The following is a 26447-nucleotide window of genomic DNA, read 5'->3' as shown; positions in this document are numbered from 1 at the left end:
CCGCGCCGGGCCCGCGGCGCTCCCTACAATTTCGAACCGTTTTTGCAACACCACTGGCCATGCACAAGCTCGTCCTCATCCGCCACGGCGAATCGACCTGGAACCTGGAAAACCGCTTCACCGGCTGGACCGACGTGGACCTGACACCCACCGGCGTCGCGCAGGCCCAGCAGGCCGGCCGGCTGCTGAAGGAGGCCGGCTACGACTTCGACCTCGCCTACACCTCCGTGCTCAAGCGCGCCGTCTGGACGCTGTGGCACTGCCTGGACCAGATGGACCGCACCTGGCTGCCGGTGCGCCACGACTGGCGCCTCAACGAGCGCCACTACGGCGCGCTGCAGGGCCTGAACAAGGCCGACATGGCCAAGCAGTACGGCGACGAGCAGGTGCTGATCTGGCGCCGCAGCTACGACACGCCGCCGCCCGCGTTGGAAGTCGGCGACCCGCGCAGCGAGCGCGGCGACCGCCGCTACGCCGGGCTGAAGGACGGCGACGTGCCGCTGACCGAATGCCTGAAGGACACCGTCGCCCGCGTGCTGCCGTTCTGGAACGACACCGTCGCGCCGGCCATCCGGTCCGGCCAGCGCGTCGTCATCGCCGCGCACGGCAACAGCATCCGCGCGCTGGTGAAGTACCTGGACGGCATCGCCGACGACGCCATCGTCGGCGTCAACATCCCCAACGGCATCCCGCTGGTCTACGAGCTGGACGCCGACCTCAAGCCCATCAAGAGCCACTACCTCGGCGACCCCGAAGCCGCCGCCCGGGCCGCCGCGGCCGTCGCCAACCAAGGCAAGGCTTGATCCCGCGCCGCTTCGCCGCCAACCTCGACTGGCTGTACGCGCAGCGGCCCTACCTCGACCGCGCCGACGCGGCGCGCGCCGACGGCTTCCAGGCCGTCGAGCTGCAGCAGCCGCACCTGCACGACACCGCCGCACTCGCGGTGCGGCTGGCCGGCCTGGACGTCGCGCTCATCAACGCGCCGGCCGGCGACTGGGCGGCCGGCGAACGCGGCTTCGCCGCCCTGCCCGGCCGCGAGGCCGAGTTCCGCGACGCGACGCTGCGCGGCCTGGACCTCGCCGCGCGGCTGGGCGCGCCGCGCCTGCACCTGCTGTCCGGCTGCACCGACGACGGCCCCGCCGCGCGCGCCACCTGGCTCGCCAACCTCGGCTGGGCCGCCGCGCAGGCCGGCGACACGGTCACGCTGACCGTCGAGCCCATCAACCGGCGCGACATGCCGGGCTATTTCCTGCACCACCAGGCCCAGGCGCTGGCGCTGCTGGCCCAGCTCGGCACGCCGCGCGTGCAGTTGCAGCTGGACCTCTACCACTGCCGCATCGAGGAAGGCGAGTCGCTGACCCACCTCGGGCGCGCGCTCGACCTCGGCCTGCTCGGCCATGTGCAGGTGGCCGGCGTGGCCGGCCGGCACGAGCCCGAGGCCGGCGAATTCGGCGCCGAGTTCGCGCTGCTCGACTCCAGCGGCTGGCCCGGCCGCATCGGCCTGGAATACCGGCCGCGCGGCGACACCTCGGCCGGGCTGGGCTGGCTCAGAGCCGCGCGCTGATCTCGGCCCGCAGCGCCTCGCCCAGCGCGCGGCGGTCCAGGCCCTCGGCCGGCAGCGCGGGCAGCAGCTGCACGTCCACGCCCAGGCCGCGCGCCGCCGCGATGCGCCACAGGCTCTGCGCCAGCGTCATCTCGCCGATGAAGCGCGCCGCCGGGCTGAAGCGCGCGCCGGGCTCGTGCCAGCGCAGCACGGCGGGCAGCGTCGCCGCGCCGGTGGCGACGGCGGCCTGCAGCAGGTTGGCGTGGAAGGGCAGCAGCTCGGGGCCGGCGCCGGTCGTGCCTTCCGGGAAGACGGCCACGCAGTCGCCGGCCGCCAGCGCCTCGGCCGTCTGGTGCACCACGCGCAGCGCGTCGCGCTTGCTGGCGCGCTCGATGAACAGCGTGCCCGCGCCGCTGACCAGCGCGCCCACCACGGGCCAGTGCTTCACGTCCGCCTTGGACACGAAGCGCGCCTGCGGCAGCACCGCGTGCACGGCGGCGATGTCCAGCCAGGAGACGTGGTTGGCCACCAGCAGTTGGCCGGCCGGGCGGGGGGCGCCGCCCGAGGCCGTCAGCGTGATGCCGAGGATGCGCAGCGTCTTGCGCGACCACCACTGGATGTGCGCGTGCCGCTGCGCCGGCGCCAGGCGCCCGAACTTCGTGCGCACGATCCACAGGCCGTGCAGCACATGCGGCGCCAGGCGCGCCAGGCGCGCGGCCGCGACCAGGCGCCTCATGCCTCGTAGGCGAGGTGGCCCGCCACCAGCGTGCAGCGCACGCGGGCGGGCAGTTCGAAGCCGCTGCGCGAGAACTCGAACGGCGTGTGCTTGCCCTGGCTGGCCAGCGCCTCGGGCGCGACGGCCCAGCTCGCGTCGGCGTCGAACACGCAGACGTCCGCCACGCCGCCCTCCACCAGCCGGCCCGCGCTGGCCGCGAGCGAGCCCAGCGCGCTGCCCAGCACGCCCACCGGCCCGGCGGTGACGGCGGCCAGCGCGCGCGGCAGCGGCAGCTGCGCATCGCGCGCCCAGCGCAGCGCCAGGCTCAGCAGCAGCTCCAGCCCGGTCGCGCCGGGCGTGGCCTCGGCGAAGGGCACGTTCTTCTCGTCGGCCGTGACGGGCATGTGGTCGGACACCAGCGCGTCCAGCGTGCCGTCGGCCAGCGCGGCGCGCAGCGCGTCGCGGTCGCGGCCCTGGCGCAGCGGCGGCGTCAGGCGCATGGCCGGGTCGAAGTAGCCGATGTCCACGTCGCTCAGGTGCAGCGAGTTGATGGACACGTCGGCCGTGACGGGCAGGCCCTCGCGCTTGGCGGCGCGCACCAGCGCCACCCCGGCCGCGCTGGAGAGGCGGCAGACGTGGACGCGCGCCCCGGTGGCGCGCACCAGCTCGAACAACGTGTGCAGCGCCACCGTCTCGGCGCTGACCGGCACGCCGGACAGGCCCAGCCGCGTCGCCACCGCGCCGCTGGCGGCCACGCCGCCGGAGAGCCAGGCGTCCTGCGGGCGCAGCCAGACGGTGTAGCCGTAGGTGGCCGCGTACTGCAGCGCGCGGCTGAGCACCAGCGTGTCCTTGACCGGCACCTCGGCCTGCGAGAAGCCGATGCAGCCGGCCTCGGTCAGCTCGGCCATCTCGGTCAGCGCGCCGCCGGCCAGCTGGCGCGTCAGCGCGCCGAGCGGGAACAGCCGGCAGCGGCTGAGCTTGCGGGCGCGGAACTTGAGCATCTCGACCAGGCCGGGCTCGTCGAGCACCGGGTCGGTGTCGGGCGGGCAGACCAGGCTGGTCACGCCGCCGGCCGCGGCCGCCGCGAGTTCGCTCTCCAGCAGGCCCTCGTGCTCGTGGCCGGGCTCGCGCAGCCGCGCGCACAGGTCCACGAGGCCGGGCGCGACGACCAGGCCGGTGGCGTCCACCATGCGGTCGGCGTGGAAGTCGCCCACATCGCCCAGATGCACGATGCGGCCGTTGGCGATGGCGAGGTCGCCGACACGGTCCAGGCCCGATGCGGGATCGATGAGGCGGCCGTTCTTGATCAGAATTTTCACTTGCAGCACTCCCGTGCAGAACCGGTCGAGGCGCGCGCAGCGCCGCCACCCATCGAGTGACTCCCGCCGATCCGGCTTGGCCGGTCGGCCGGGAGTGCCCCCTTGAGGGGGTGGCGCGAAGCGCCGCGGGGGTGGGCCATCCTCATGCTTCGTTCCCCGCCAGGATGGCCATCACCGCCATGCGCACCGCGATGCCGAACGTCACCTGCGGCAGGATCACGCTGCGCTCGCCGTCCGCCACCTCGGACGCGATCTCCACGCCGCGGTTGATGGGGCCGGGGTGCATGACGATGGCGTCGGGCTTGGCCAGCGCGAGCTTGTCCGGCGTCAGGCCGAAGTGCTTGAAGAACTCGCCGCTGCTGGGCAGCATGCCGCCGTTCATGCGCTCGTTCTGCAGGCGCAGCATGATGACGACGTCGGCGTCCCTCACGCCCTCGGCCATGTCGTGGCAGACGCGCACGCCCATGTCGCGCAGGTCGCCGGGCACCAGGGTCTTGGGGCCGACGGCGCGGATCTCGGGCACGCCGAGGATGTTCAGCGCATGGATGTCGGAGCGCGCCACGCGCGAGTGCACGATGTCGCCGACGATGGCCACCGTCAGCTGGCGGAAGTCCTGCTTGAAGTGCCGGATCGTGTACATGTCCAGCAACCCCTGCGTCGGATGGGCGTGCCGGCCGTCGCCCGCGTTCACCACGTGGACGTGCGGCGCGCAGTGCTGCGCGATCAGGTGCGGCGCGCCGCTCTCACTGTGGCGCACGACGAACATGTCGGCATGCATCGCGCTCAGGTTGGCCACCGTGTCCAGCAGCGTCTCGCCCTTGGCGGTGGAGCTGCGCGCGATGTCGAGGTTGATGACGTCGGCGGACAGGCGCTTGGCGGCGATCTCGAAGGTGGTGCGGGTGCGCGTGCTGTTCTCGAAGAACAGGTTGAACACCGACTTGCCGCGCAGCAGCGGCACCTTCTTCACGTCGCGGTCGTTGACCGACAAAAAGCTGCCGGCCGTGTCCAGGATCTGCTCGATGACCGCGCGCGGCAGGCCTTCGACGGAGAGCAGGTGGATGAGCTCGCCGTGCTTGTTGAGCTGGGGGTTGCGTTTGCTGAGCATCACAGGGCTCCCGCCGGGCCGCCAAGACAGGCCGGGGACGAAGTGGACGTGGCGGCCATCACTTGACCTCGAAGCTGAAGCGGCCGTCCGCGGCGCGCGCCAGGCACAGGTTGCGGCCGGCGTCCAGCGCCACGCGCGCGGCCGAGAACGCCGGCTCGATGGGCAGCTGGCGCCCGCCGCGGTCCACCAGCACGGCCAGCTGCACGAGCGCCGGGCGGCCGAAGTCGAACAGCTCGTTGAGGACGGCGCGCGTCGTGCGGCCGGTGTAGAGCACGTCGTCGACGAGCACGATGTCGCGGCCGTCCACGTCGAAGGGCAGCGTCGTGTGGTCGGCCTTGGCGAGCCCGCGCGAGCCGAAGTCGTCGCGGTGCAGCGCGCTGGAGATGGTGCCGGCCGCGACGCCGAGGTCCGCCGCCAGCCGCTCCGCCAGCCAGGCGCCGCCGCTCCAGATGCCCACCAGGGCGGTGTCCGGCGTCAGCAGGCGCTGCACGCCGCGTCGCAGTTCGAGGTACAGGGCCTCGGCATCGAGCAGCAGGTCACTCATGGATGTTCCCGGAAAAACTGTTCAAGGATCAGCGCGGCGGCGGCGGCGTCCACGTCGCGGGCGCCCTGGGCCTCGGCCTCCACGCTGGTGTAGCGCTCGTCCACCTCGAAGACCGGCAGGTGGTAGCGGCCCGAGAGCCGCCGGCCGAAGCCCTGCGCCCGGGCCGTCATCTCGTGCGGCGCGCCGTCGGGGTGGCGCGGCACGCCGATCACCAGCGCGTCGGGCCGCCAGGCGTCGATCAGGGCGGCGATGGCGTCGAAGTCGCCGCCGCGGATCGTGCCGCGCGGCTCGGCCGCGCCCAGCAGCCGCGTGCCGCTGGCCACGCCGATGCGGCGCAGGCCGAAGTCGAAGGCGAGAAAGGACTGGAGGCGGGCGGGGTCGGCGGCGGCCACGTGCGGCCTCATGCGTGGCCGGCGTCCGCGCTCAGCATGCGCGGATCGATGCCCAGCAGGCCCAGCGCGCGCTCGTAGCGCTGCGCCACCGGCGTGTCGAAGATGATCTCGGGCGCCGCGTCCACGGTCAGCCAGCCGTTGCGGCCGATCTCTTCCTCCAGCTGGCCGGCGGCCCAGCCGCTGTAGCCCAGCGTGACCAGCAGCTTGCGCGGGCCGGCGCCGTTGGACAGCGCCTCCAGCACGTCGCGGCTGGTGGTCATCTCCAGGCCGCCGGGCACGGCCAGCGTGGCGTTGTAGTGGCCGCCCTCGGCGTCCAGCGGCTCGTGCAGCACGAAGCCGCGGTCGGTCTGCACCGGGCCGCCGTAGAACACCGGCGAGGCGGCCAGCGCATCGGCCGGCGGGCTCAGCTCCACCTTCTCGAACAGCGTGCCCAGCGTCAGCGACATGGGCTTGTTGACCACCAGGCCCAGCGCGCCGTTGTCGTTGTGCTCGCACAGGTACACGACCGTGCCCGCGAAGGCCTCGTCGGCCATGCCCGGCATGGCGATGAGGAACTGGTTGGTCAGGACGATCCGGTCGGCGGGCATGGGCGCATTTTATTCCGCAGCCATGGACCCGCCGGCCGGGTCAGCCGGCGGCGGCCTGCGCGTACTGGCGCACCAGGCCCAGCACCTGCTCCTCGTCGTAGGGCTTGCCGAGGTAGTGGTCCACGCCGAGCCGGGCGGCGTAGTCGCGGTGCTTCTGGGCGATGCGCGACGTGATCATGATGACCGGCAGCCGCGCCAGCCGCGCGTCGGCGCGCATGTTGCGCACCAGGTCGAAGCCGTCCATGCGCGGCATCTCGATGTCGGACAGCACCACCGCCGGCAGCTCGTCGCCGGTCAGCCGCTCCATCGCGTCCAGGCCGTCCTTGGCCAGCGCCACGCGGTAGCCCACGCGCTCCAGCAGCCGCTGGGTCACGCGGCGCACCGTCAGCGAGTCGTCCACCACCAGCACCAGCGGGGCCTGCGCGGCGTCCGCGCCGGCCGGCGCCGCCTCGGCCGGCCCCTGCGCCCCGGCCAGCGCCTGGGCGGCCGCCATGCGGGCCCGGGCGTCGGCGCCATACCAGTCGGCCAGCGCGACGACGTTGTAGATCAGCGCCACCTCGCCCGAGGCCAGCAGGCTGATGCCCGCCAGGCCCGGCACGCGGTTGAGCTGCGCGCCGAGGTTCTTGACGACCACTTCCTGGTTGCCGACCACCTCGTCCACGTGCAGCGCCAGCGCCGCCTGGGCGCTGCGCACCAGCACGACCGGCGCATGGCGGCCGTTCACGTGGCCGCGCCCGGCCTGGCCGAGCAGGCCGCCCAGCCAGTAGAACGGCAGCTCGGCGCCGCCGTGCTGCAGCCGGCCGCTGGCATAGGCCGCCTCGACCGCCTCCACCGGCACGCGCTGCACCGAGGCCATCAGCGCCGCCGGCACGGCGACGACCTGCTCGCCGCTCTTGAGCAGCACGATCTGCGTCAGCGCCGTCGTCAGCGGCAGGCGCAGCAGGAAGCTGGTGCCCTGCCCGGCCGTCGACGCGATCTCGATGCTGCCGCCCAGCGTGCCGACCTCGGCGCGCACCACGTCCATGCCCACGCCGCGGCCGCTGAGCTCGGTGACCCGGCTGGCCGTCGAGAAGCCGGGCGCGAACACCAGGCGCTTGAGCTGCGCCTCGTCGGGCTCGGCGTCAGGCGCGATCAGACCCAACTGCAGGCCGCGCTCGCGGATGCGGGCCAGGTCCAGGCCGGCGCCGTCGTCGGCGAAGTCCAGCAGCACCTCGTTGCCCTGCTGGCTGACGGCGATGCGCAGCGTGCCCACCGCGTCCTTGCCAGCGGCCGCGCGCGCCTCGGGCACCTCGATGCCATGCGCGACGCTGTTGCGCAGCAGGTGCTCGAAGGCGCCTGCGGTGCGCTCCAGCACCGAGCGGTCCAGCTCGGTCTGGCCGCCGGCGATCTCCAGCCGCACCTGCTTGCCCGCGTCGCGCGCCGCCTGGCGCACCACGCGGTGCATGCGCTCGCCGATGGAATCGAACTCCACCAGCCGGGTGCGCAGCAGGTCGTCCTGCAGTTCACGGGTCAGCCGCGACTGCGCGGCCAGCTCGTCCTCGCCGGCCTGCACGCTGCGCGTCAGCGCGCGCTGCAGCGTGGCCACGTCGCCGACCGACTCGGCCAGCATGCGCGTCAGCTCCTGGAAGCGGGTGTAGCGGTCGAACTCCAGCGGGTCGAACTCGCGGCCGCCCTGCTGCGCCAGCTCCTGCTGGGTGTGCATCTGCGCCTCGGCCTGCAGCTCCAGTTCGCGCAGCTGGGTGCGCAAACGCTCCAGGTTGTCGTCCAAGTCCAGCAGGCCGCCCTTCATCTGCGCCAGCTCGGACTCCATGCGCGCGCGCCGGATGCTGACCTCGCCGGCCTGCGTGGCCATGCGCTCCAGCAGGCTGCCGCGCACCCGCACCTGGGCCTGGCCGAGCGCCAGGTTCTCGCTGCCGGCGGCCACCTCGGCGGCCCCGGCGAAGCGGCGCCAGTCGATCTCGCGGACGGCGCCGGGCGCCGCGGCCTCGTCCGGGGCCGGCGCGGGCAGGTCGAGCGACGGCGACGGCGACGGCGACGGCGACGGTGCCGGTACCGGCTCGGGCTGCGGCTCCGGCGGCGGCTCGGCCACGGCGGCCGGCGGCGGTTCCGGGGCCGGCGCCGGGGCGAGCACCGGCGCAGGCACGGGCGGCGGCGGCGCCAGGCTGCGGCCCAGCGCGTCGAAGGCCTGCTCCAGCGCGTCGCCGTCGTGCTGCAGCGCCTGCACCTGGGCCGCGTCGGCGCCGCCGGACTGCAGCAGCGCCTCGATGGCGGACTCCAGCCGGTGCGCCTGCTCGCCCAGGCGCATCGCGCCGGCCAGGCGGGCGCCGCCCTTGAAGGTGTGCAGCGCGCGCATGCAGGCGCCGGAGCGGCCGAGGTCGGCCGGCTCGGCCAGCCAGTCGCGCAGCCCGGCGTGCAGGTCCTGCAGCAGGTCGCGGCCTTCCTCCTCGAAGATCGGGAAGAGCTCGGGCTCGATCGCGTCCTGCGGGCCCGGATCGGGGTCCGCCGGCTCGTCGGCGGACGCGTCCAGCGGGGCGGCGGCCGTCATCGGCGCTTCCTCGGGCTGGTAGGCGTGCAGCCGGGCCAGGACGTCGGGGTCGTTGGGCTTCAGGAAGCCGGCGGCGAACTGGTGCAGCAGCCGGCGGATGTCGTCGGCGGCGCGGATGAACAGCTCGGCATCGGCCTCCTGGAAGCGCACCGCGCGCGCGGCGCGGCCCAGCGCATGCTCCAGCTCGCGGGCCAGGCCGGCCAGGTCGTCGTAGCCGACCGTGCCGGCGTTGCCGGCCAGCGCATGGGCCTGCACCTCGCAGGACGGCGGCACCGCGGGCTGGGCCGCCAGCCCGGCGGCCCATTCGGCCAGCGCGATGGACAGCTTGCGCGACAGCTCGTCGGCCTCGTTCAGGAAGATGTTGAACAGCGCGATGCTGATGCGCAGCGGGCCGATGTGCTTGAAGCCTTCGTCCGGGTCGGCCGACACAAGCTCGGGCTCCGGCTCGGGCCCGGCGGGCGATGCCGGCGGGTCGGCCAGGTCCAGCTCCAGCCGGAAGTCGGCCGGCGTCTCGGCGAGCGGCAGCAGCTCGGTGGCGGCGTGGTAGGGCATCAGCTCCGTCGCGGCGTGATGCGGCATCGCCTCGCCGGGCGCCCCGCCGGGTTCCGGCGCGGCGGCGAAGGCGTCCGGCTGGACCAGCGGGACTTCCGTGTCGGCGAAGTCGGGCAGCGGCTCGACGTCCAGGCCGGCCAGGTCCGGCAGCGCGTCGTCCGGCGGCGCGGCGGCTTCGACGACCTCGACCATCTCCAGGCCGTCCAGCGCGTCCGGCGCCAGCGCGTCGGCATCGGCCGGCGCGGCGGGCTGCCACTGCCCGTGCAGGCGCAGCGCGTCGGCGGCCTGGCGCACGGGGGCGGAAGTGCAGCCGCCCGGGGCGCCGGCGGCGATCTGCTCGCGCCAGCGGGCGAAGTGGTCCAGCGCCTCGGCGGTGAGGCCCTGCAGCGCGGCGTCGGCCTGCGGGCCGGGCTCGGCCAGCCGGGCGTTGTAGAGCTGCTCGCAGGCCCAGGCGGCTTCGCCGAAGTCGTTCAGGCCCACCATGCGGGCGCTGCCCTTGAGGGTGTGGAAGGCGCGGCGCACGATGGTGAGCTCGCCGTGGTCGGCCGGGGCCTCGCGCAGCGCGTCGAGCGCGGCGCGGGCGTTGCCGATGACCTCGCCGGCCTCGTCCAGGAAGATCTCGCGCATCTCCGGGTCGTCGGCGACGCTGGGGCCGCCGTCCGCCGCCGGGGCGGGCGCGGCGAGCTCGGGCAGGCTGAGGTCGGGCAGGTCCAGCGTCGCGAGGTCCAGGTGCAGCGGCTGCAGCCGCTGCGTGGCGTCGTGGGGCGGCTCGGCCTCGGGTTCCGGGTCGAGGTGGAAGCCGCTGGCCTCGAAGTCGGGCAACTCGACGGCGCCTTCGCGGCGGCCCATGACGGCGTCCAGCCGGCCGCTGGCCTCGTCGAAGCGGAACATGCGCTTGGCCAGCGCCGGCTGCACGCTGAGCATGTCGATCAGGAAGCCGAGCGCGCCGAGGTTGTTGGCCAGGCGCTCGAAGACGTCGCGCGCGCCGGGGCGCTCGAAGTCGATCTCGGTGCTGGCCAGGCCGTCCACCTCGTCGCGCATGCGCAGCGTGGCGTGGGCGGCCTGGTCCAGCCCCAGCACGCCGAGCACGCCGCGCATGGCCTGCAGCTGGCCCGGCACCGGGATCAGCAGCTCGCGCTGCGTCGGGCTGCGGAAGTACTCGTCGCACTGCCTCTCGATCTCGGACAGGCTGGCGCGCAGCTCGTGCACGACGCTGCCCAGGGTCTGGCGGTCGGAGACGCGGCGGTACAGGTCCTCCATCCAGCCTTCCAGCGGCTCGGCCGGCTGGCCGTGGGCCACGGCCTCGACGCGGCCCGCCAGGCGGCGCACGCGGTCGGCCTGCTCGGGCTGGTCGAAGGCGGCGTCTTCCAGCGCGGCCTCGACGTACAGCAGGCTGGTGGCGACCTCCATCGCCAGGGCCGGCGGCGGCGCCGCGCGCGAGCGCAGCGTGGCGACGACGGCGCGCTGCAGCGTCTGCCCCAGCACCTCGCCGCTGGGGAACAGCCGGGCCAGCGATTCGGCCAGCGCCGCGAACTGCTCCTCCAGGCCGGCGAGCCGGTGCTCGTCGCCCTCGGCGGCGCTGGACCAGCTCTCCTTGGCCGCGAGCACGCGGCGCCGGGCCTGCGCGACCCAGGCGGGGTCGATGCGGCCCAGGCTGGCGTCCTCGTAGTCGCCGGCCTCGTCCTCGGTCAGGCGCCAGGCCTCGTGCACCGCCGCCAGGCGCGGGCCGGCGCCCTGGGCGATGCGGCATTGCGCGCAGAAGAACAGCAGGTCCTGCGCGAGGCGCTCGGACACCTCGGCCCGGCCCAGCACGCGCAGCTCGTGCAGCAGCCGGGAGCCCAGGCGCTTGGTGTAGGCGTCGCTGCCGAGCAGCTTCAGCGCCTGGCCCTCGAACACGGCGGCGGCGAGCTGCCACAGCGTGCGGCCCTGGCCGGCCGGCAACGCGGCGGCGAGGCTGGCGCACAGGCCGGACAGCGTGGCCGCGTGGGCCGGGCCGGGCTCGCGCATCTGGCGCAGCAGCGCGGCCTCGAACGGCGCGCGCACGGACTCGGGCGGGCGGGCCGGCACGCCGGGCTCCAGCGGCACGGTGCGCCAGGACCAGTCGTGCTGCCACAGGTCGGCCGGGTGGATGCGCGCGGCGCCGTTGAGCTGCTGCAGCTCGCGGTAGCCGGGGTAGAGGGCCAGCGTCGAGGTCTTGCCGCCGGCCAGCAGCCGGGCGATGTAGGCGAGCAGCGCGAAGTCGGCGCGCTCGATGGTGTCGACGGCGGCGGCCTCGACGGCCTGCGGATGGCGGGCCAGGTGCTCCACGGCCGCCTCGGCGGCGCGCAGCACCGCGGCGCCGGCCGGCAGCCCGACCAGCGACAGCACGCCGCCGACCTGGTGCAGCTGGGCCGCGGCCTGCAGCAGCGGCGCGCTGGCCTGGACGTCGCCGCCGGGGTGGCCGGCGGCGGGGTCCGCGCCGTCGCGCACGAGGCGGCGCAGGGTCTTGTGTACCGACTCCAGCGACCGGCGCAACTCCTCCTGCACCCAGGCGAGGGGGCTGAGGTCGGCCGGGAGGTCGGTGTCTCGCAGGGCGCTGTCCATGCGTGGCTCTCTTGCTCTGTGCGGACCGGGGTCAGGCGACCTTGAAGCGCGACACGGAGGTGCGCAGCGCCTCGGCGGATCGGGACAGCTCATGCACCATCTGCGCGGTGGAGCGCGTGCCCTCGGATGTCTGCTCGGTCACCGCGAAGATGTGCTGGATGTTGGACGCCACCTCGTTGGCGGACTCGGCCTCCTGCCGGGACTGCGTGGAGATGCGCACGATGAGCTCGTCGAGCTGGCGCGACACGCTGTCGATGGCCTCCAGCGCGCGGCCGGCCGCGTCGGACAGCTGCGTGCCCTCCACCACGCCGCGCGTCGAGCGCTCCATCGCGGCCACGGCGTCGTGGGTGTCGGTCTGGATGGTCTTGACCAGCGCGGCGATGCGGCGCGTCGCGTCGCCGGAGCGCTCGGCCAGCCGCTGCACCTCTTCCGCCACCACCGAGAAGCCGCGCCCCGCCTCGCCCGCGGACGCCGCCTGGATGGCCGCGTTCAGCGCCAGCACGTTGGTCTGCTCCGTGATGTCCGAGATCAGCTCGGTGATCTCGCCGATTTCCTGCGACGACTCGCCCAGCCGCTTGATGCGCTTGGAGGTCTCCTGGATGGAGTCGCGGATCGCGTTCATGCCGGCGATGTTGTTCTGCATCGCGTTCAGGCCCTGCTCCGCGGCCTGGCGGCTCTGGCGCGCCACCTCGGCGGTGGTCTGCGCCTGCGCGGACACCTGGGTGATGCGGCCCGCCATGCCCAGCACGGCCTCGCCGGTGGCGCGGATCTCGTGCAGCTGCTCCTTGGACGCGGCCAGCAGGTCGGTGGACGTCTGGTACACGGCGCCGGTGGTGTCCGTCACGCGGGCGGCCGTGGCCTGCACCTGGCCGACCAGGCTGCGCAGCTCCTCGACCGTGTAGTTCACCGAGTCGGCGATCGCGCCGGTGATGTCTTCGGTCACCGTGGCCTGCTGCGTCAGGTCGCCCTCGGCGACGGTGGACAGCTCGTTCATCAGCCGCAGGATGGCGGCCTGGTTGGCGTCGTTGACGCGCTTGGCCTCCTGCTCCTGCGCCTCGGCCTCGCGCCGCTGGGCCTCGGCGAGCGCCGCGCGCTCGGACTGGTCGGCCACGAACAGCCGCAGGAAGCCCACCGCGCCGCCCACCAGCGCCATCAGCGACAGCACCAGCAGCGCGATGCCCCAGCCCGCGCCGCCGGAGCGCTCCAGCTCGGCGGCGGTCTGCTCCAGGCCTTTGCGCAGCGGTTCGGAGTCGTTCAGGATCGCCGTCTGCGCCTCGCGCGCCGACACCAGGCCCTGCAGGTTGTCCAGGATGGCCTTGGCCTGCGAGCGGGTCTGCTCGTACTGCGTGAGCAGCGCCTGCAGGCGTTCCTTGAGCTGCGGGTCGCGGGCGGCGTTCAGGCGCAGCTCGGGGCTGCCGTGGATCAGGGCCTCGGTGATGAGCTTGAAGGAGTTCAGGTCCTTGCCCAGCAGGAACACCGCCTCGGGGCTCACGCCGTCCTGCGTCAGGAACTCGTTGGCGCTCTTGCCGATGCGCTGGGTCAGCATCACGAGCTGGCCGACCGCGGACACCTCGCCCGCCGACGCGCCGGTCTGCAGCGCCTGGGACGACACGGCCTCGGCGCTCTCCAGCAGGTCGCTGGACTGGCGGTTGATGGCGCGCAGCGCCGTGCCCACCTGCGTCAGGATCTTCTCCTGCGACTGCACGATCTTGCCGTTGCGGCCGGCGCGCTCGACCAGCGGCATCAGGCCGTCCAGCGTCGGCTGCACGGCGGCCGGGGCCATGGCCAGGTCGCCCTCGCCAGTGCGCAGGCTGTGGACCACGCCGGCCAGCGTGCCGACCGATTCGCGCAGCTCCGCGAACGCCGCCGGCTGGCCCACCAGCGCGGCCGACACGGACTTGGCCATGCGCTGCGAATGCATCAGCGCCTGGCCGGTCGCGCGCACCTGCGCGGCGCTGCGGCTGGAGCTGTTCAGCACCATGAACACGGCCACCGCCGTGCCCAGCAGGCCCAGCGCCACGAGGCCGGTCAGCACGCGCTGGCGATGCCGGCCGAGCAACCCGGCCAGCCCGCCTGCGCCGGTGGCGGCGGGCGGCGGCAGCTGCGTCGGGTCGGCGGCCTGCGTGGTCGGCGCGAAGCCGGCATCGCCGGGCGGGAACTCGCTGCTCGGGCCCGGCTCGGTCGGCACGGCGGCCGAGATGATGGAGGACTCCTCGGCATGCGCGAACCCGTCATGCCCGAAGGCGGAGGCCGGGGCCGGGGCCGGGGCGGACAGCTCGCCGGCGCCGGTGAGGGCCGCGGCGCGGGTCGCGTCGAAGCCGCCCGCGCGCGAGTCGATGGTCGTGTCCGCGCCCTCGGCCGCCAGCGGCAGCTCGTCGGCATCGGACTTTCCCCTGATCTTGTCCAGCAGGCTCATCTCACCCTCGTCCTTCAGTGTTGGCGGCGCCCGCCCCGCGCGGGCCGGCGGACGCTTGCGTGCGCGTTACGCGACGATGTGCAGGAAATCCTCCTGCCTCGTCAGCGCCTCGAGATTGATTTCCTGCCAGTGGCGGCCGGCCTCGTCGCACCGCAGCGCCCCGGCGAAGCGCGGCAGCGGGCCGGCGGGCTGCTCGGGCGCCAGCGGCAGTTGTTCGTCGCTGCGCAGGCCGGCCAGCCGGTCCACGAGCAGCGCGCAGTTCAGGTTCAGCTCGCTGCCCATCGCCACCAGGCGCGCCTGCGCCGCCACGGCACGCTGCGGCGCCGGCTCGCGCAGGCCGAGGTAGACGGCCAGGTCCACCACCGTGAACAGCCCGCCGCGCAGGTTGGCCACGCCGGCCAGCCAGGGCTTGGCGTAGGGCACGGGCTGGATGGGGACCGGCGCGAAGATCTCGCTGGCCTGCTTCAGCGAGAACAGCAGGCCCACGCCGGCGCATTCGACGGCCAGCCAGCTGGCGATCAGCGTGGTCTCGGGCGAGGCCTGCATGCGCTCGGCCAGGCGCTGCTGCAGTTCGCGGAGGGCGGCCTTGTTGCTCACGGCCGGCTCACGCTTGGGCTTGGCTGAGCGCGCGGATCTTGGCCAGCAGCTCGTCGGCCTTGACGGGCTTGACGACGTAGTCGCTCGCCCCCTGGCGCATGCCCCAGACCTTGTCGGTCTCCTGGCCCTTGCTGGTGCACATGATGACCGGCACGCCGACGAAGCGCTCGTCGCGCGTGATCGTGCGGGTCAGCTGGAAGCCGTTCTGCCCGGGCATGACGACGTCCATCAGGATCAGGTCGGGCCGCGCCTCGGCCAGGCGCTTCATCGCCTCCTCGCCGTTCTCGGCGGTGCGCACGCTGTAGCCGCGCTTGGTCAGCATCTCGGACAGCGCGTGCAGCTCGGTCTTGGAGTCGTCGACCAGCAGGATGTTGCGGATGCTCATGGCGTTGCCTCCTGGATGAGGACCGGCCGCGGCCGGTGCTGCAGCACGGCCTGGAGCAACTGGTCCTTGGTGAACGGCTTGGTCAGGTAGTCCTGCGAGCCCACCATGCGGCCGCGGGCCTTGTCGAACAGGCCGTCCTTGGACGACAGCATGATCACCGGTACGCCCGAGAACTCCGGGTTGCGCTTGATGATGGCGCAGGTCTGGTAGCCGTCCAGGCGCGGCATCAGGATGTCGCAGAAGACGAGGTCGGGATGGAAGTCGCCGAGCTTGGCCAGCGCGTCGAAGCCGTCCTCGGCGAGCGCCACCTCGTGGCCGCCCTGCTTCAGGAAGATCTCCGCGCTGCGCCGGATGGTGTTGCTGTCGTCGATGACCAGGATGCGGGACGGACCCGCGCCGGAAACTTGCTCGTTCAAACCTCGTCTCCTCGGAACGTCGTCAGCGTGGGCCGGGCCTGCAGCGCAGCCGAGTCAGATGCGCACCATCTCGAAATCTTCCTTGCGGGCGCCGCAGTCGGGGCAGACCCAGTTCATGTCCACGTCGGCCCACTTCGTGCCGGGCGCGATGCCGTGGTCGGGATCGCCGGCCTCCTCGTCGTATATCCATCCGCAGATCAGGCACATCCAGGTACTGGGTTCGCTCACGATGCTCTAGGGTTTGCTCACTACAATCGATTCATTCTAGCCAGGGCCCACCGGCGCCACGCCGAGGGCAAGCGCCCGTGCAGGCCCTCGGAAGCGCGCTTTTAGCGGCAGACTCCACGCTTTGCGGCAGCTCTTCGGCCGCGCCCGCCACGACCCCCATGAGCCCCACACCCCACTCCACCGACCCCGAGGTCGACCCCACCCACGACGAACAGGAAAGCCCGCCGCCGGCCTGCGTGCTGAGCTTCAACGCCAGCGACGCCTCCGGCGCCGGCGGCCTGGCCGGCGACGTGGCCACCATCGCCGCGATGGGCGCGCACTGCCTGCCGGTGGTGACCGCCGTGGTGCTGCGCGACACCGCCGAGGTGTTCGAGCACGAGAGCCTGGACCCCGACACCGTCGCCGAGCAGGCCCGCCACATCCTGGAGGACGTGCCCATCACGGCCTGGAAGGTCGGCTTCCTCGGCAACGCCGAGGCCGTGGCCGCCGTGGCCGAGGTGCTGAGCGACTACCCGGACGTGCCGCTGGTCACCTACCTGCCCTCGGTCGCCTGGCTGGAGGAGGACGAGCAGCAGAGCTACCTGGACGCGCTGCGCGAACTGGTGCTGCCGCAGACCGCCGTGCTGGTGGGCAACCACAAGACGCTGACCGACTTCCTGCTGCCCGACTGGGACAGCGAGCGCACGCCGTCCGCCCGCGAGCTGGCCGTGGCCGCCGCGCAGGCCGGCGCCCAGCATGTGCTGGTGACCGGCATGCAGTTGCCCAACCAATACGTCGACAACGTGCTGGCCAACGCGCAGGGCCCGATCACCGGCGAGAAATTCGAGCGCTTCGAGACCGCCTTCGTCGGCGCGGGCGACACGCTGGCCGCCGCGCTGGCCGCGCTGCTGTCGGTGGGCGCGGAGCTGCACTCGGCCGTCAGCGAGGCGCTGTCCTTCCTGGACCAGTCGCTGGACGCGGGCTTCCGCCCCGGCATGGGCAACGTGGTGCCCGACCGCTTCTTCTGGGCCCTGCCCCCGGCCGACGAGGAGGAGGACGGCGGCGAGCCGGCGTTCGAGGACGCCGCGCCCGAGCCGCCGCCCAAGACCCCGCGGCGCATCCACTGACCTCCCGACCCCATCCCATGGCCAGCAACACCGAGCTCTTCGAGCGCGCCGCCCGCGTCATCCCCGGCGGCGTCAACTCCCCCGTGCGCGCCTTCCGCGCCGTCGGCGGCACGCCGCGCTTCATCGCCCGCGGCGAAGGCGCTCACATCATCGACGCCGAGGGCCGGCGCTACATCGACTACATCGGCTCCTGGGGCCCGATGATCCTCGGCCACGGCCACCCGGCCGTGCTGGAGGCGGTGCGGCAGGCCGCCGCCGAGGGCTTCTCGTTCGGCGCGCCGACCGAGCGCGAGATCGAGCTGGCCGAGGAAATCCTGAAGCTCGTGCCCAGCATGGACCAGGTACGCCTGGTCAGCTCCGGCACCGAGGCGACGATGAGCGCCATCCGCCTGGCGCGCGGCGCCACCGGCCGGGCCAAGTTCATCAAGTTCGAGGGCTGCTACCACGGCCACACGGACGCGCTGCTGGTCAAGGCCGGCTCGGGCCTGGCCACCTTCGGCCACCCGACCAGCGCGGGCGTCACGCCCGGCGCGGCCGCGGACACGGTGGTCCTGGAATACAACAACGTCGCGCAGCTCGAGGCCGCGTTCGCGCAGCACGGGCAGGAGCTGGCCTGCGCCATCGTCGAGCCCATCGCCGGCAACATGAACTTCGTGCGCGCGTCCGTGCCGTTCATGGCGGCGCTGCGCCGGCTGTGCACGCAGCACGGCGCGCTGCTGGTGCTGGACGAGGTGATGACGGGCTTCCGCGTCGGCCTCGGTTCCGCGCAGGCGCACTACGCGGCGCTGATCCCCGGCTTCGCGCCCGACATCTCGGTGTTCGGCAAGGTCATCGGCGGCGGCATGCCGCTGGCGGCCTTCGGCGCGAAGCGCGCGGTCATGCAGCACCTGGCGCCGCTGGGCGGCGTCTACCAGGCCGGCACGCTGTCCGGCAACCCGGTCGCCACGGCCTGCGGGCTGGCGACGCTGCGCGAGATCCAGAAGCCCGGCTTCTTCGACGCGCTGTCGGCCAGGACGCGCCAGCTCGTCGAGGGCCTGAAGGCCGTCGCCGCCGAGAACGGCGTGCCCTTCAGCGCCGACTGCGAGGGCGGCATGTTCGGCTTCTTCCTGCTGCCGGAGCTGCCGCAGAACTACACGGCCGTCATGACGACGGACAAGGAGCGCTTCAACCGCTTCTTCCACGCGATGCTGGACGCGGGCGTCTACCTCGCGCCGGCGCTGTACGAGGCCGGCTTCGTGTCGGCGGCGCACACCGGCGCCGACATCGACGCCACGCTGGCCGCCGCGCGCGCCGCCCTGCTCTGAAGGCCGCGCCATGCACATCCACATCCTCGGCATCTGCGGCACCTTCATGGGCGGGCTGGCCGCGCTCGCGCGCGAGGCCGGCCACCGCGTGACCGGCTGCGACGCCAACGTCTACCCGCCGATGAGCACCCAGCTCGAGGCGCTGGGCATCGAGCTGATCGCCGGCTTCGGCGCCGAACAGCTCGACCTGCGGCCCGACGTCTTCGTCATCGGCAACATCGTCACCCGCGGCGAGCGCTTCCCGCTGATGGAGGCCATCCTCGACGCCGGCCTGCCCTACGTCTCCGGCCCGCAATGGCTGGCCGAGCACGTGCTGCAGGGCCGCCACGTGCTGGCCGTGGCCGGCACGCACGGCAAGACGACGACGACCTCGATGCTCGCGTGGATCCTGGAGCACGCGGGGCTGAAGCCCGGCTTCCTGGTCGGCGGCGTGCCGCAGAACTTCGGCGTCTCCGCGCGGCTGGGCGAGGGCCCGGGCGCCGCCGCCGGGCCGTCCCAAGGCGCGAGAGCCCCCTCGGGGGGCAGCGCAGTGCCCGCAGGGCCGGGCGTGGGGGCCTCGAGTCCTTTCGTCATCGAGGCCGACGAGTACGACACCGCCTTCTTCGACAAGCGCAGCAAGTTCGTCCATTACCGGCCGCGCACCGCGATCCTGAACAACCTCGAACACGACCACGCCGACATCTTCCCGGACCTGGCCGCCATCGAGACGCAGTTCCACCACCTCGTGCGCACCGTGCCGGCGAGCGGCCGGCTGGTCGTCAACGCGCGCGAGGAGGCGCTGCAGCGCGTCATCGCGCGCGGCTGCTGGAGCGAGGTGCTGCGCTTCGGCGCCCGCAAGGAAGAGGCCGGCATGCTGCGCGCACGCGGCGAGCCGCAGGCCTTCGACGTGCTGCGCGGCGGCCTGAAGGTGGCCCGCGTCGAATGGGGCCTGATCGGCGAGCACAACCAGCTCAACGCGCTGGCGGCCATCGCGGCGGCCGAGCACGTCGGCGTGCCGCCCGAGCAGGCGGCCGCGGCGCTGGCCGGGTTCCGCAACGTGCGGCGGCGCATGGAGCTGCGCGGCGAGGTGGGCGGCATCAAGGTCTACGACGACTTCGCCCACCACCCGACGGCCATCCGCACCACCATCGACGGCCTGCGCCGCCGCATCGCGTCGGCCGAGCGCATCCTGGCGGTCTTCGAGCCGCGCTCCAACACGATGAAGCTGGGCACGATGAAGGCGCAGCTGCCCTGGGCGCTGGAGGAGGCGGACCTGGCCTTCTGCAACCAGCAGGGGCTGGACTGGGATGCCAAGGAGGCGCTGGCGCCGATGGGCGCGCAGGCCGTGGTCGGCGCGGGCGTCGACGAGCTGGTGGCCGCCGTCGTCAAGGCCGCCCGGCCGGGCGACCACCTGCTGTGCATGAGCAACGGCGGTTTTGGCGGCATCCACGACAAGCTGTTGCAAGGCTTGGCCGCCCGGGCCTGATGGCCCGAAGGCCACCACCGCCCCTCAGGCCTCGCGCTCCAGCCGCGCCGCGGCCGCGGCCAGCAGCTGCTTGAAGCGGTCCACCAGCTCGCTCTGCGGCTCGCGCATGTGCCAGGCGCACATCTCGTCCAGCGGCAGGCCGGCGTCGTCCTGCGCGAGGATGCGCACATGCCCCTCGCGCGCCGCCACGCGGGCGACACTGCCGGGCAGGTAGCCCACCAGCGGCATGCGCCGCATCAGGCTGATGGTCACCATCAGGTCGTCGGTCTGGAACAGGTTGGTCGGCAGCGCCAGGTCCTTGCTGCGGAACTTGGCGTCCTGCAGCGCGCGCATGCGCGTGCCCGGCAGCGGCCAGATCCACGACTGCTGCGCCAGCAGCTCCCAGTCCAGCTGGCGGCTGGCCGCCAGCGGGTGGCAGCCGCTGATGACGAGCAGCTCGCGCTGGCGCATCAGCGGCATGCGCTCCAGGTCGCCCGGCGCGTCGGGCCCCTGCACGCGCGCGATGAGCAGGTCCAGCCGGCCCTGGCGCAGGTCGTCGAACATGTCCTTCAGCGCATGCGTGCGCACGCTGATGGCCACGCCGGGCGACTCGGCCTTCAGCGCCGCCACCGCATCGGGCAGCAGGTCGGCCAGCGCCGCGTTGGTGGCGCCGATCAGCAGCTCGCCGCTGACGCCGCGCGCCAGCGAGGCCACGTCCTCGCCGCCGCGGCGCAGGTCCGCCTGCAGCTTGCGCGCCAGCACCAGCAGCCGCTCGCACAGCGCCGTCGCCCGGATGCGACGCCCGCGGCGCAGGAACAGGGTTTGTCCCAGGCCGCTCTCCAGCTCGCTCAGCGCCTTGCTGACGGCGGGCTGCGTCACATGCAGCGCCTCGGCCGCCGCGCTGACGCTGCCCTCGTTCGCCAGGGCCAGCAACACGCGCAGCTGGCGCAGGGTCAGGCGCTGCATGACGAAGTCCTCGGCCTGCTTGGGTGCCGAGCCTTGCGCCTGTGATGAATCCTGCATAACCATCGGAAAACTCTAGCAAAGAAGGTTTCATGCCAGCCCGGGCCTGCGGGGCTAGCGTGATCGCATGGATGCACGCCTCATGCCACCGCCGCTGTCCGCCTTGCCCGGCGCCCGGCGCCCCGCCGCCTTCGCCGCCTGCCTGGCCGGCTGCCTGCTGCTGGCCGGCGCGGCCGCGCGCGCGGCGTCGCCCGAATGGGAATCGCCGCCCGTCAGCCACAAGGACGTGCAGCCCTATTTCAACGCCCGCGACCTCTACGCCCGCGTGCTGCCGCCGCCGCCCGCGCCGGACTCCGCGACCGACCGCGACGACCTCGCCGCGCTGCAGGCGCGCCAGCAGGCCACGGCCGAGCGGCGCGAGCAGGCGGCGGCCGACGCCAAGTGGCTGTACGACCGCTTCGCGCCGGTGCTGGGCCTGCAGGCGCTGCGCCGCGACAGCCTGCCCGCGCTGGTGCAGCTGCTGAACCGCTCGGTGCGGCAGGTCAGCGGCCCGGCGTTCGCGGCCAAGGCCGCCTACCCGCGCGCCCGCCCCTACCAGCGCATGGCGGACCTCCACGTCTGCGGCAAGCCCGACACCGACGGCACGCGCCGGACCTCCTACCCCTCCGGCCACGCCGCCTACGGCTGGACGGTGGCGCTGGTGCTGGCCCGCGTGGCGCCCGAGCACGCGCCGGCGCTGCTGGCCCGCGCCGCGCGGTACGCCGACAGCCGGCTGGTCTGCGGCATGCACTTCCCCTCCGACATCGAGGCCGGCCGCCAGATGGCCACCGCCGTGGTCGCGCAGCTGGACGGCCTGGCCGAGTTCCAGCACGACGTCGAACGCGCCCGCGCCGAACTCGCGCCGCTGCTGGCCGCGCCGCCCCTTTCGCCCCCTCCCACTCCCAGGAACCCCCAGTGACGCCCCGACTGCACCTCCTCGCCCTGGCCAGCCTCGCGCTGCTGTCCCCCGCCCACGCCCAGACCGCCGACGCCAGCGCCCGGCTCGAGCGCGTCGAAGTGACCGGCTCGATGATCAAGCGCACGGACAGCGAGACCACCGCGCCCGTGACCATCCTGAAGCGCGAGGACATCCTGCGGGCCGGCGCCACCACGCTGGACGAACTGCTGCGCATGGACCCGTCCGTCGGCGCGGGCGGGCTGGACGACATCGGCACCGGCAACGGCTTCGCGGCCGGCACGGCCTCGATCTCGATGCGCGGCATGGGCTCGGCCGCGACGCTGGTGCTGATCAACGGCCGCCGCATCGCGCCGGCCGGCGTGGTGGACCCGAACAGCGGCCAGTCCACCGTGTTCAACGTCAACGCGATCCCGATGTCGGCCATCGAGCGCGTGGAGATCCTGAAGTCCGGCGCGTCCTCGCTGTACGGCTCGGACGCGCTGGCCGGCGTCGTCAACGTCATCCTGCGCCACGACTACCGCGGCGCACTCGTCGAGCTGAACGCCAAGCAGCGCTTCGACGGCCTGTTCAAGAGCCAGACCGCCAACGCGATGGTGGGCTTCGGCGACATGGCGCAGAACGGCTACAACCTGATGCTGGGCGCCGAGCTCTTCATCCGCGACGGCGTCGGCATCGCCGAGGCGCCCGACCTGGTGCGCAGCGAGCTGCTGACCGAGCTGTACGACCGCCTGGTGCCCAGCTCCACCTCGTCCTACCCGGGCAACCTGTACACCTACAACAACGGCAAGTCGGGGAGCTTCCGCGGCATGCTGTCGTCCAGCTGCGCGACGCAGGGGCCGTACTCGTCCACCGTCGCCACGCCGCGCTGCCTGTGGGACTCGTCGCGGTATGCGCAGTACACCGGCGACCAGAAGCGCGGCTCGGTGTTCGCGCGCGGCAGCCTGGACCTGGGCGGCGGCACGACGCTGAACGCCGAGCTGATGGCCTCGCGCGTGAAGAACGACTACGAGGACTCGCCCACCAGCCGCTCAGAGTCGCTGAGCACCTGGGGCGACTCGCAGGGCCGCACCGTCCAGTTCATGGGCCTGGCGCTGCCGGCCAACCACCCGGACAACCCGACCCGCCTGGCCTCCAGCGCCAACCCGGTGCTGCTGCCGAACAGCAGCGGCAGCACCACCCGCTACACCAAGCCCACCGTGATGGGCCTGCGCTACCGCTTCGCCGACCTGCCCTACGACTACCACACCCAGGCCGACAACGTGCGCCTGGTCGTCAGCGGCAGCACCCGCTGGGCCGACTGGGACATCGACGGCGGCCTGCTCCACCACTACCAGAAGAACACCAAGCAGCTCACCGGCCGCCTCAGCCTGTCGGGCCTGAACCAGGTGCTGGCCGACGGCAGCTACCGCTTCGGCGGCGTCAACAGCCCCGAGGTGCTGGCCCGGATGTCGCCCGACCTGAACGACTGGGGCAAGGCGACGACCAGCTCGGCCGACCTGCGCGGCTCGCGCGAGCTGTGGGCCCTGGGCGGCGGCACCGCGATGCTGGGCCTGGGCGCCGAGCTGCGGCACGAGAACTTCGAGGTCGCCGCCGACCCGCGCACCGCGGCCGGCGACATCATCGGCCGCGGCCTCGGCGAGGCCGGCGGCTCGCGCAACGTGGCCGCCGCCTACGCCGAGCTGCAGCTGCCCTTCGTCAAGGGCCTGGAGACCCAGGCCGCGCTGCGCGCCGAGCACTACACCGACTTCGGCGACGCGCTGACCGCCAAGCTCGGCGCCAAGTACAAGCTGTCCGACTGGGCCGCCGTGCGCGGCACCTGGGCCAACGGCTTCCGCGCGCCGTCGCTGTCGCAGATCAGCAGCTCGTCGGTGTTCTCGTTCAGCTCCGGCTACCGCGACCCGCGGCTGTGCCCCGTCGTCAACACCAACAACGACAGCTGCTCGCTGAGCCTGTCCACCGTGTCGCTGGCCAACCCCGGGCTGAAGCCCGAGAAGTCGGACTCCTACACGCTGGGCCTGCTGCTGTCGCCGCGCGGCGGCATGGACCTGGTGCTGGACGCCTGGTACATCGAGCGCCGCGGCGAGGTGGACCGCCTGAGCGCCCAGGAGATCCTCAACCGCGAGGACCAGTTCCCCGGCATGGTCATGCGGCTGCCGCCGGCCGACGGCGAGACGCTGGGCCAGGTCTACCAGGTGCGCCGCCCCTACCTGAACCTGGCCCGCTCCAGCACCGGCGGCCTGGACTACGAGCTCAGCCAGCGCTTCAAGCTCGCCGCCTACGGCAGGCTCAAGCTGAGCCTGAAGGGCACGCGCACGCTCTCGTACAAGACGCAGTACGAGCAGGGCCAGCCCGTCGTCGAGACGCTGGGCTTCTACAAGGTGCCGCGCACCCGGCTGCAGCTCAGCGCCGACTGGTCGCTGGACGCCTGGTCCGTGCGCCTCAGCGGCAACCACCAGAGCGGCTTCCAGAGCTTCGATGCCGGCGGCAGCTGCGACGACACGCTCACCGACGCCGGCTTCGGCGACCTGTGCCGCATCAAGCCCTGGCGCACCGCCGACCTGTCGGTCAGCTACAAGGGCTTCAAGGGCGTGCGCATCGGCGCCACGCTGCGCAACATCGCCAACTCGCGCCCGCCGTTCGACCCGAACGAGGACGAAGTGGGCGTCACCAGCGGCGTCGCCAACGCCTACGGCCGCTACCTGTCCGTCAACGTCTCCTATGAGTTCTGAGCCCCGGCCCGACCGCCGCGCGCTGCTGCTGCGCGGCGCGCTGGCCGCGCTGCTGCCCTGGCAGGCCGCGGCCGCGGACCCCGTGCGGCCCGGCCCGCAGCTCCGGGCCGACGGCATCCCGCCCTTCGAGCCCCACGCGCTGGCCGACGACGACGAGCCGGCGGGCCTGCGTTTCCTCGACTGGCACCCGCTGCGCGCCGAGATGCTGGTGCTGCGCCGCCACGGCGACAGCCGGCAGCTGCACCGCGTCGCCGCCCCGGGCGCCGCGCCGGAGCCGCTGACCCGGGGCCGCGACGCCGTCAGCGACGCCCGCTGGGAGCCCGAGGCCGGGCGCTACCTCGTCTTCAGCCGGGACCAGGACGGCGACGAGGCGTTCCGCCTGTTCCGGCTCGCGCCGGACGGCGGCGAGCCGCAGCCGCTGACGCCGGCCGGCGCGCGCGTCAGCGAGTTCGAGTTCCTGCCGCACGGCGGCGGACTGGTCTGCCTGCAGGAGCAGCTCAACCGCGAAGGCGGCGCGGCCGCGGCCTCGCACAGCAGCCTGTGGTGGCTGGACCCGCAGCAGCCCGGCACGCGCCGCCGGCTCGCCGAGGTGAGCGGCGCGCGCTACACCGACCTGCGCGTCAGCCCCGGCGGCCGCATCGTCGCCACGCAGACGCGCGGCGCGCGCACCCAGGCCCTGGCCTTCGCGCTGGACGGCAGCGCCCCGGTACCGCTGGGCAGCGCCGGCCGCACGGGCGAGGCGGACGACGAGGCCGCGCCCCAGGCCGCGGCCGCCGCCACAGCCCCCGCCTCGGCGGCCCCGGCCCCGCGGCCCGACCTGCTGTGGCGCCGCCAGGCCACGCAGGGCGACTTCCGCCACCTCGTCCGCGTGGACGCCGCCACCGGCCGGCGCACCGCGCTGCTGACCGACCAGCGCGCCGACCTGGAAGCGCTGGCCGCCCCGGGCGACGGCCGGCCGCTGGCCCTGGTCTACAACGTCGACGGCATCTCCGAACTCGCGCTGCTGGCGCCGGACGGCCCGGCCACGCCGCGCCGCATCGCCACCGGGCTGCCGAACGGCGTGCTGAGCCGCCCGCGCTGGCACCCGCGGCTGCCGCTGCTGGGCTTCGACCACGTGTCCGCCGACAGCCCGGGCCGGCTGTTCGCGTGGTCGCTGCAGGACGAACGGCTCGTGCCGTGGAGCGCCGCCGAGGCCGGCACGCCGCTGCAGGCCGGCGTGCTGCGCTGGACCGGCTTCGACGGCCTGCCGCTGAGCGGCCTGCACCTGGCGCCGCCCGCGCGCTTCACCGGGCCGCGGCCGGTGTACATCCACATCCACGGCGGCCCCGCGTCGCAGGCCCGGCCCGGCCACGTCAGCGGCGTGCTGCGGGCGCTGGTGGAGCAGCTGGGCCTGCACGTCATCGAGCCCAATGTGCGCGGCTCGGACGGCTTCGGCAAACGCTTCCTGAAGCTGGACAACGGCCGCCTGCGCGAGGACTCGGTGCGCGACATCGGCACGCTGCTGGACCTGGTGGCCGGCCGGCCCGACATGGACGCCTCGCGCGTGATCGTCGCGGGCGGCAGCTACGGCGGCTACATGTCGCTGGCGGTGGCCACCCAGGAATCCGCGCGCATCCTGGGCAGCATCTGCCGCGTCGGCATCGCCAACTTCGTCAGCTTCCTGGAGCACACCGAGCTGTACCGGCGCGACAACCGGCGCGCCGAGTACGGCGACGAGCGCGACCCGGCGATGCGCGAGTTCCTGCAGCGCATCTCGCCGCTGACGCATGCCGCCGCGGTACGCAAGCCGCTGTTCGTCGTCCACGGCCGCAACGACCCGCGCGTGCCCTACGGCGAGGCCGAGGCCATGGTGCGCGCGGTGCGCGCACAGGGCACGCCGGTGTGGTTCCTGACCGCCGAGGACGAGGGCCACAGCTTCGGCAAGGCCGGCAACCGCCGCTACCTGACCCAGGCCACGCTGGAGTTCGTCACGCGGCTGCTGGCGGGCAGGCCGCTGCGGTAGCCGCGACGCCGCCG

At 73.7% G+C, this 26447-nt stretch carries 21 protein-coding genes; 8 read left to right on the top strand and 13 right to left on the bottom strand.

Translation table 11 applies throughout. The annotated features are described in order from the left end of the window. Window positions 1–59: 59 nt before the first annotated feature. Window positions 60–803 carry a 2,3-diphosphoglycerate-dependent phosphoglycerate mutase gene (gene gpmA / locus QM788_RS10910; RefSeq protein WP_415661512.1) on the top strand — a complete coding sequence of 248 codons (744 nt, stop codon included), beginning with the start codon at window positions 60–62 and terminating at the stop codon, window positions 801–803. Continuing rightward, window positions 800–1564: a hydroxypyruvate isomerase family protein gene (locus QM788_RS10905; protein ID WP_415661511.1), complete on the top strand. Its 765-nt coding sequence runs from the start codon at window positions 800–802 to the stop codon at window positions 1562–1564. Before gpmA ends, QM788_RS10905 begins: the two co-directional genes overlap by 4 nt. Here the strand turns inward: QM788_RS10905 and QM788_RS10900 are convergent. From QM788_RS10900 to QM788_RS10845, 12 genes are all read right to left on the bottom strand, one after another. After that, window positions 1548–2279 (bottom strand): lysophospholipid acyltransferase family protein, encoded by a 732-nt coding sequence (locus QM788_RS10900; protein WP_415661510.1) that lies wholly within the window; start codon window positions 2277–2279, stop codon window positions 1548–1550. The two genes, QM788_RS10905 and QM788_RS10900, sit on opposite strands and share 17 nt — an antisense overlap. Continuing rightward, window positions 2276–3577, bottom strand: coding sequence for a dihydroorotase (locus QM788_RS10895; RefSeq protein ID WP_415661509.1), 1302 nt, complete (start codon window positions 3575–3577; stop codon window positions 2276–2278). Before QM788_RS10895 ends, QM788_RS10900 begins: the two co-directional genes overlap by 4 nt. 142 nt (window positions 3578–3719) lie before the next feature. Continuing rightward, entirely contained in the window at window positions 3720–4682 is a 963-nt protein-coding gene (locus QM788_RS10890) for an aspartate carbamoyltransferase catalytic subunit (RefSeq protein ID WP_415661508.1), read from the bottom strand. 58 nt (window positions 4683–4740) lie between these two features. Further along, window positions 4741–5226, bottom strand: coding sequence for a bifunctional pyr operon transcriptional regulator/uracil phosphoribosyltransferase PyrR (pyrR, locus tag QM788_RS10885; protein WP_415661507.1), 486 nt, complete (start codon window positions 5224–5226; stop codon window positions 4741–4743). Further along, on the bottom strand, window positions 5223–5630 hold the full coding sequence (gene ruvX / locus QM788_RS10880; protein WP_415661506.1) for a Holliday junction resolvase RuvX: 408 nt from the start codon (window positions 5628–5630) through the stop codon (window positions 5223–5225). Before ruvX ends, pyrR begins: the two co-directional genes overlap by 4 nt. After that, window positions 5627–6205 (bottom strand): YqgE/AlgH family protein, encoded by a 579-nt coding sequence (locus QM788_RS10875; RefSeq protein ID WP_415661505.1) that lies wholly within the window; start codon window positions 6203–6205, stop codon window positions 5627–5629. Before QM788_RS10875 ends, ruvX begins: the two co-directional genes overlap by 4 nt. 40 nt (window positions 6206–6245) lie before the next feature. Next, window positions 6246–11885 carry an Hpt domain-containing protein gene (locus QM788_RS10870; protein ID WP_415661504.1) on the bottom strand — a complete coding sequence of 1880 codons (5640 nt, stop codon included), beginning with the start codon at window positions 11883–11885 and terminating at the stop codon, window positions 6246–6248. Window positions 11886–11916: 31 nt separating this feature from the next. Further along, the gene (locus QM788_RS10865; RefSeq protein WP_415661503.1) at window positions 11917–14301 is read right to left on the bottom strand and encodes a methyl-accepting chemotaxis protein; all 2385 of its coding nucleotides are present in this window, start codon (window positions 14299–14301) and stop codon (window positions 11917–11919) included. 66 nt (window positions 14302–14367) lie between these two features. Continuing rightward, window positions 14368–14898 (bottom strand): chemotaxis protein CheW, encoded by a 531-nt coding sequence (locus QM788_RS10860; RefSeq protein WP_415661502.1) that lies wholly within the window; start codon window positions 14896–14898, stop codon window positions 14368–14370. 7 nt (window positions 14899–14905) lie between these two features. After that, window positions 14906–15283 carry a response regulator transcription factor gene (locus QM788_RS10855; protein WP_415661501.1) on the bottom strand — a complete coding sequence of 126 codons (378 nt, stop codon included), beginning with the start codon at window positions 15281–15283 and terminating at the stop codon, window positions 14906–14908. Beyond that, window positions 15280–15699 carry a response regulator gene (locus QM788_RS10850; RefSeq protein WP_415661500.1) on the bottom strand — a complete coding sequence of 140 codons (420 nt, stop codon included), beginning with the start codon at window positions 15697–15699 and terminating at the stop codon, window positions 15280–15282. The genes QM788_RS10855 and QM788_RS10850 overlap by 4 nt, the downstream gene beginning before the upstream one ends. Before the next feature lie 54 nt (window positions 15700–15753). Further along, window positions 15754–15906, bottom strand: coding sequence for a rubredoxin (locus QM788_RS10845; protein ID WP_268166436.1), 153 nt, complete (start codon window positions 15904–15906; stop codon window positions 15754–15756). A gap of 179 nt (window positions 15907–16085) precedes the next feature. Here QM788_RS10845 and thiD point away from each other — a divergent pair, with 179 nt between their 5' ends. The 3 genes from thiD to mpl are packed head-to-tail and all read left to right on the top strand — an operon-like array spanning window position 16086 to window position 19802. Continuing rightward, on the top strand, window positions 16086–17033 hold the full coding sequence (gene thiD, locus QM788_RS10840) for a bifunctional hydroxymethylpyrimidine kinase/phosphomethylpyrimidine kinase (RefSeq protein WP_415661499.1): 948 nt from the start codon (window positions 16086–16088) through the stop codon (window positions 17031–17033). A 17-nt stretch (window positions 17034–17050) separates the two neighbouring features. Continuing rightward, window positions 17051–18337 (top strand): glutamate-1-semialdehyde 2,1-aminomutase, encoded by a 1287-nt coding sequence (gene hemL, locus QM788_RS10835; RefSeq protein WP_415661498.1) that lies wholly within the window; start codon window positions 17051–17053, stop codon window positions 18335–18337. A 10-nt stretch (window positions 18338–18347) separates the two neighbouring features. After that, window positions 18348–19802 (top strand): UDP-N-acetylmuramate:L-alanyl-gamma-D-glutamyl-meso-diaminopimelate ligase, encoded by a 1455-nt coding sequence (gene mpl / locus QM788_RS10830; protein WP_415661497.1) that lies wholly within the window; start codon window positions 18348–18350, stop codon window positions 19800–19802. Between the two features lie 24 nt (window positions 19803–19826). Here mpl and QM788_RS10825 read toward each other — a convergent pair whose 3' ends face one another. Further along, window positions 19827–20810 (bottom strand): LysR family transcriptional regulator, encoded by a 984-nt coding sequence (locus QM788_RS10825; protein ID WP_415661496.1) that lies wholly within the window; start codon window positions 20808–20810, stop codon window positions 19827–19829. A 61-nt stretch (window positions 20811–20871) separates the two neighbouring features. On the opposite strand from QM788_RS10825, the gene QM788_RS10820 reads away from it, so the two are divergent. Genes QM788_RS10820 through QM788_RS10810 form a run of 3 tightly spaced genes read left to right on the top strand, consistent with a single transcriptional unit; the run spans window position 20872 to window position 26433 of the window. After that, window positions 20872–21702: an acid phosphatase gene (locus tag QM788_RS10820; RefSeq protein WP_415661495.1), complete on the top strand. Its 831-nt coding sequence runs from the start codon at window positions 20872–20874 to the stop codon at window positions 21700–21702. Then, window positions 21699–24431 (top strand): TonB-dependent receptor, encoded by a 2733-nt coding sequence (locus QM788_RS10815; RefSeq protein WP_415661494.1) that lies wholly within the window; start codon window positions 21699–21701, stop codon window positions 24429–24431. The genes QM788_RS10820 and QM788_RS10815 overlap by 4 nt, the downstream gene beginning before the upstream one ends. After that, window positions 24421–26433, top strand: a complete 2013-nt coding sequence (locus QM788_RS10810; RefSeq protein WP_415661493.1) for a S9 family peptidase — start codon at window positions 24421–24423, stop codon at window positions 26431–26433. Before QM788_RS10815 ends, QM788_RS10810 begins: the two co-directional genes overlap by 11 nt. Window positions 26434–26447: the final 14 nt, after the last annotated feature.

Source organism: Roseateles sp. (assembly GCF_047654785.1).
In the GTDB taxonomy this organism is placed as follows: domain Bacteria; phylum Pseudomonadota; class Gammaproteobacteria; order Burkholderiales; family Burkholderiaceae_C; genus Pelomonas.
This window is presented reverse-complemented; position numbering and strand designations above follow the sequence as displayed.

Excerpts from the sequence above, each read along its gene's own strand:
- mpl (WP_415661497.1), top strand. The coding sequence starts at position 18,348 with ATGCACATCCACATCCTCGGCATCTGCGGCACCTTCATGGGCGGGCTG.
- QM788_RS10890 (WP_415661508.1), bottom strand. The coding sequence starts at position 4,682 with ATGCTCAGCAAACGCAACCCCCAGCTCAACAAGCACGGCGAGCTCATC.
- pyrR (WP_415661507.1), bottom strand. The coding sequence starts at position 5,226 with ATGAGTGACCTGCTGCTCGATGCCGAGGCCCTGTACCTCGAACTGCGA.
- ruvX (WP_415661506.1), bottom strand. The coding sequence starts at position 5,630 with ATGAGGCCGCACGTGGCCGCCGCCGACCCCGCCCGCCTCCAGTCCTTT.
- QM788_RS10810 (WP_415661493.1), top strand. The coding sequence starts at position 24,421 with ATGAGTTCTGAGCCCCGGCCCGACCGCCGCGCGCTGCTGCTGCGCGGC.
- QM788_RS10845 (WP_268166436.1), bottom strand. The coding sequence starts at position 15,906 with ATGTGCCTGATCTGCGGATGGATATACGACGAGGAGGCCGGCGATCCC.
- gpmA (WP_415661512.1), top strand. The coding sequence starts at position 60 with ATGCACAAGCTCGTCCTCATCCGCCACGGCGAATCGACCTGGAACCTG.
- QM788_RS10820 (WP_415661495.1), top strand. The coding sequence starts at position 20,872 with ATGGATGCACGCCTCATGCCACCGCCGCTGTCCGCCTTGCCCGGCGCC.
- QM788_RS10825 (WP_415661496.1), bottom strand. The coding sequence starts at position 20,810 with ATGGTTATGCAGGATTCATCACAGGCGCAAGGCTCGGCACCCAAGCAG.
- QM788_RS10900 (WP_415661510.1), bottom strand. The coding sequence starts at position 2,279 with ATGAGGCGCCTGGTCGCGGCCGCGCGCCTGGCGCGCCTGGCGCCGCAT.
- QM788_RS10875 (WP_415661505.1), bottom strand. The coding sequence starts at position 6,205 with ATGCCCGCCGACCGGATCGTCCTGACCAACCAGTTCCTCATCGCCATG.
- thiD (WP_415661499.1), top strand. The coding sequence starts at position 16,086 with ATGAGCCCCACACCCCACTCCACCGACCCCGAGGTCGACCCCACCCAC.
- hemL (WP_415661498.1), top strand. The coding sequence starts at position 17,051 with ATGGCCAGCAACACCGAGCTCTTCGAGCGCGCCGCCCGCGTCATCCCC.
- QM788_RS10865 (WP_415661503.1), bottom strand. The coding sequence starts at position 14,301 with ATGAGCCTGCTGGACAAGATCAGGGGAAAGTCCGATGCCGACGAGCTG.
- QM788_RS10855 (WP_415661501.1), bottom strand. The coding sequence starts at position 15,283 with ATGAGCATCCGCAACATCCTGCTGGTCGACGACTCCAAGACCGAGCTG.
- QM788_RS10870 (WP_415661504.1), bottom strand. The coding sequence starts at position 11,885 with ATGGACAGCGCCCTGCGAGACACCGACCTCCCGGCCGACCTCAGCCCC.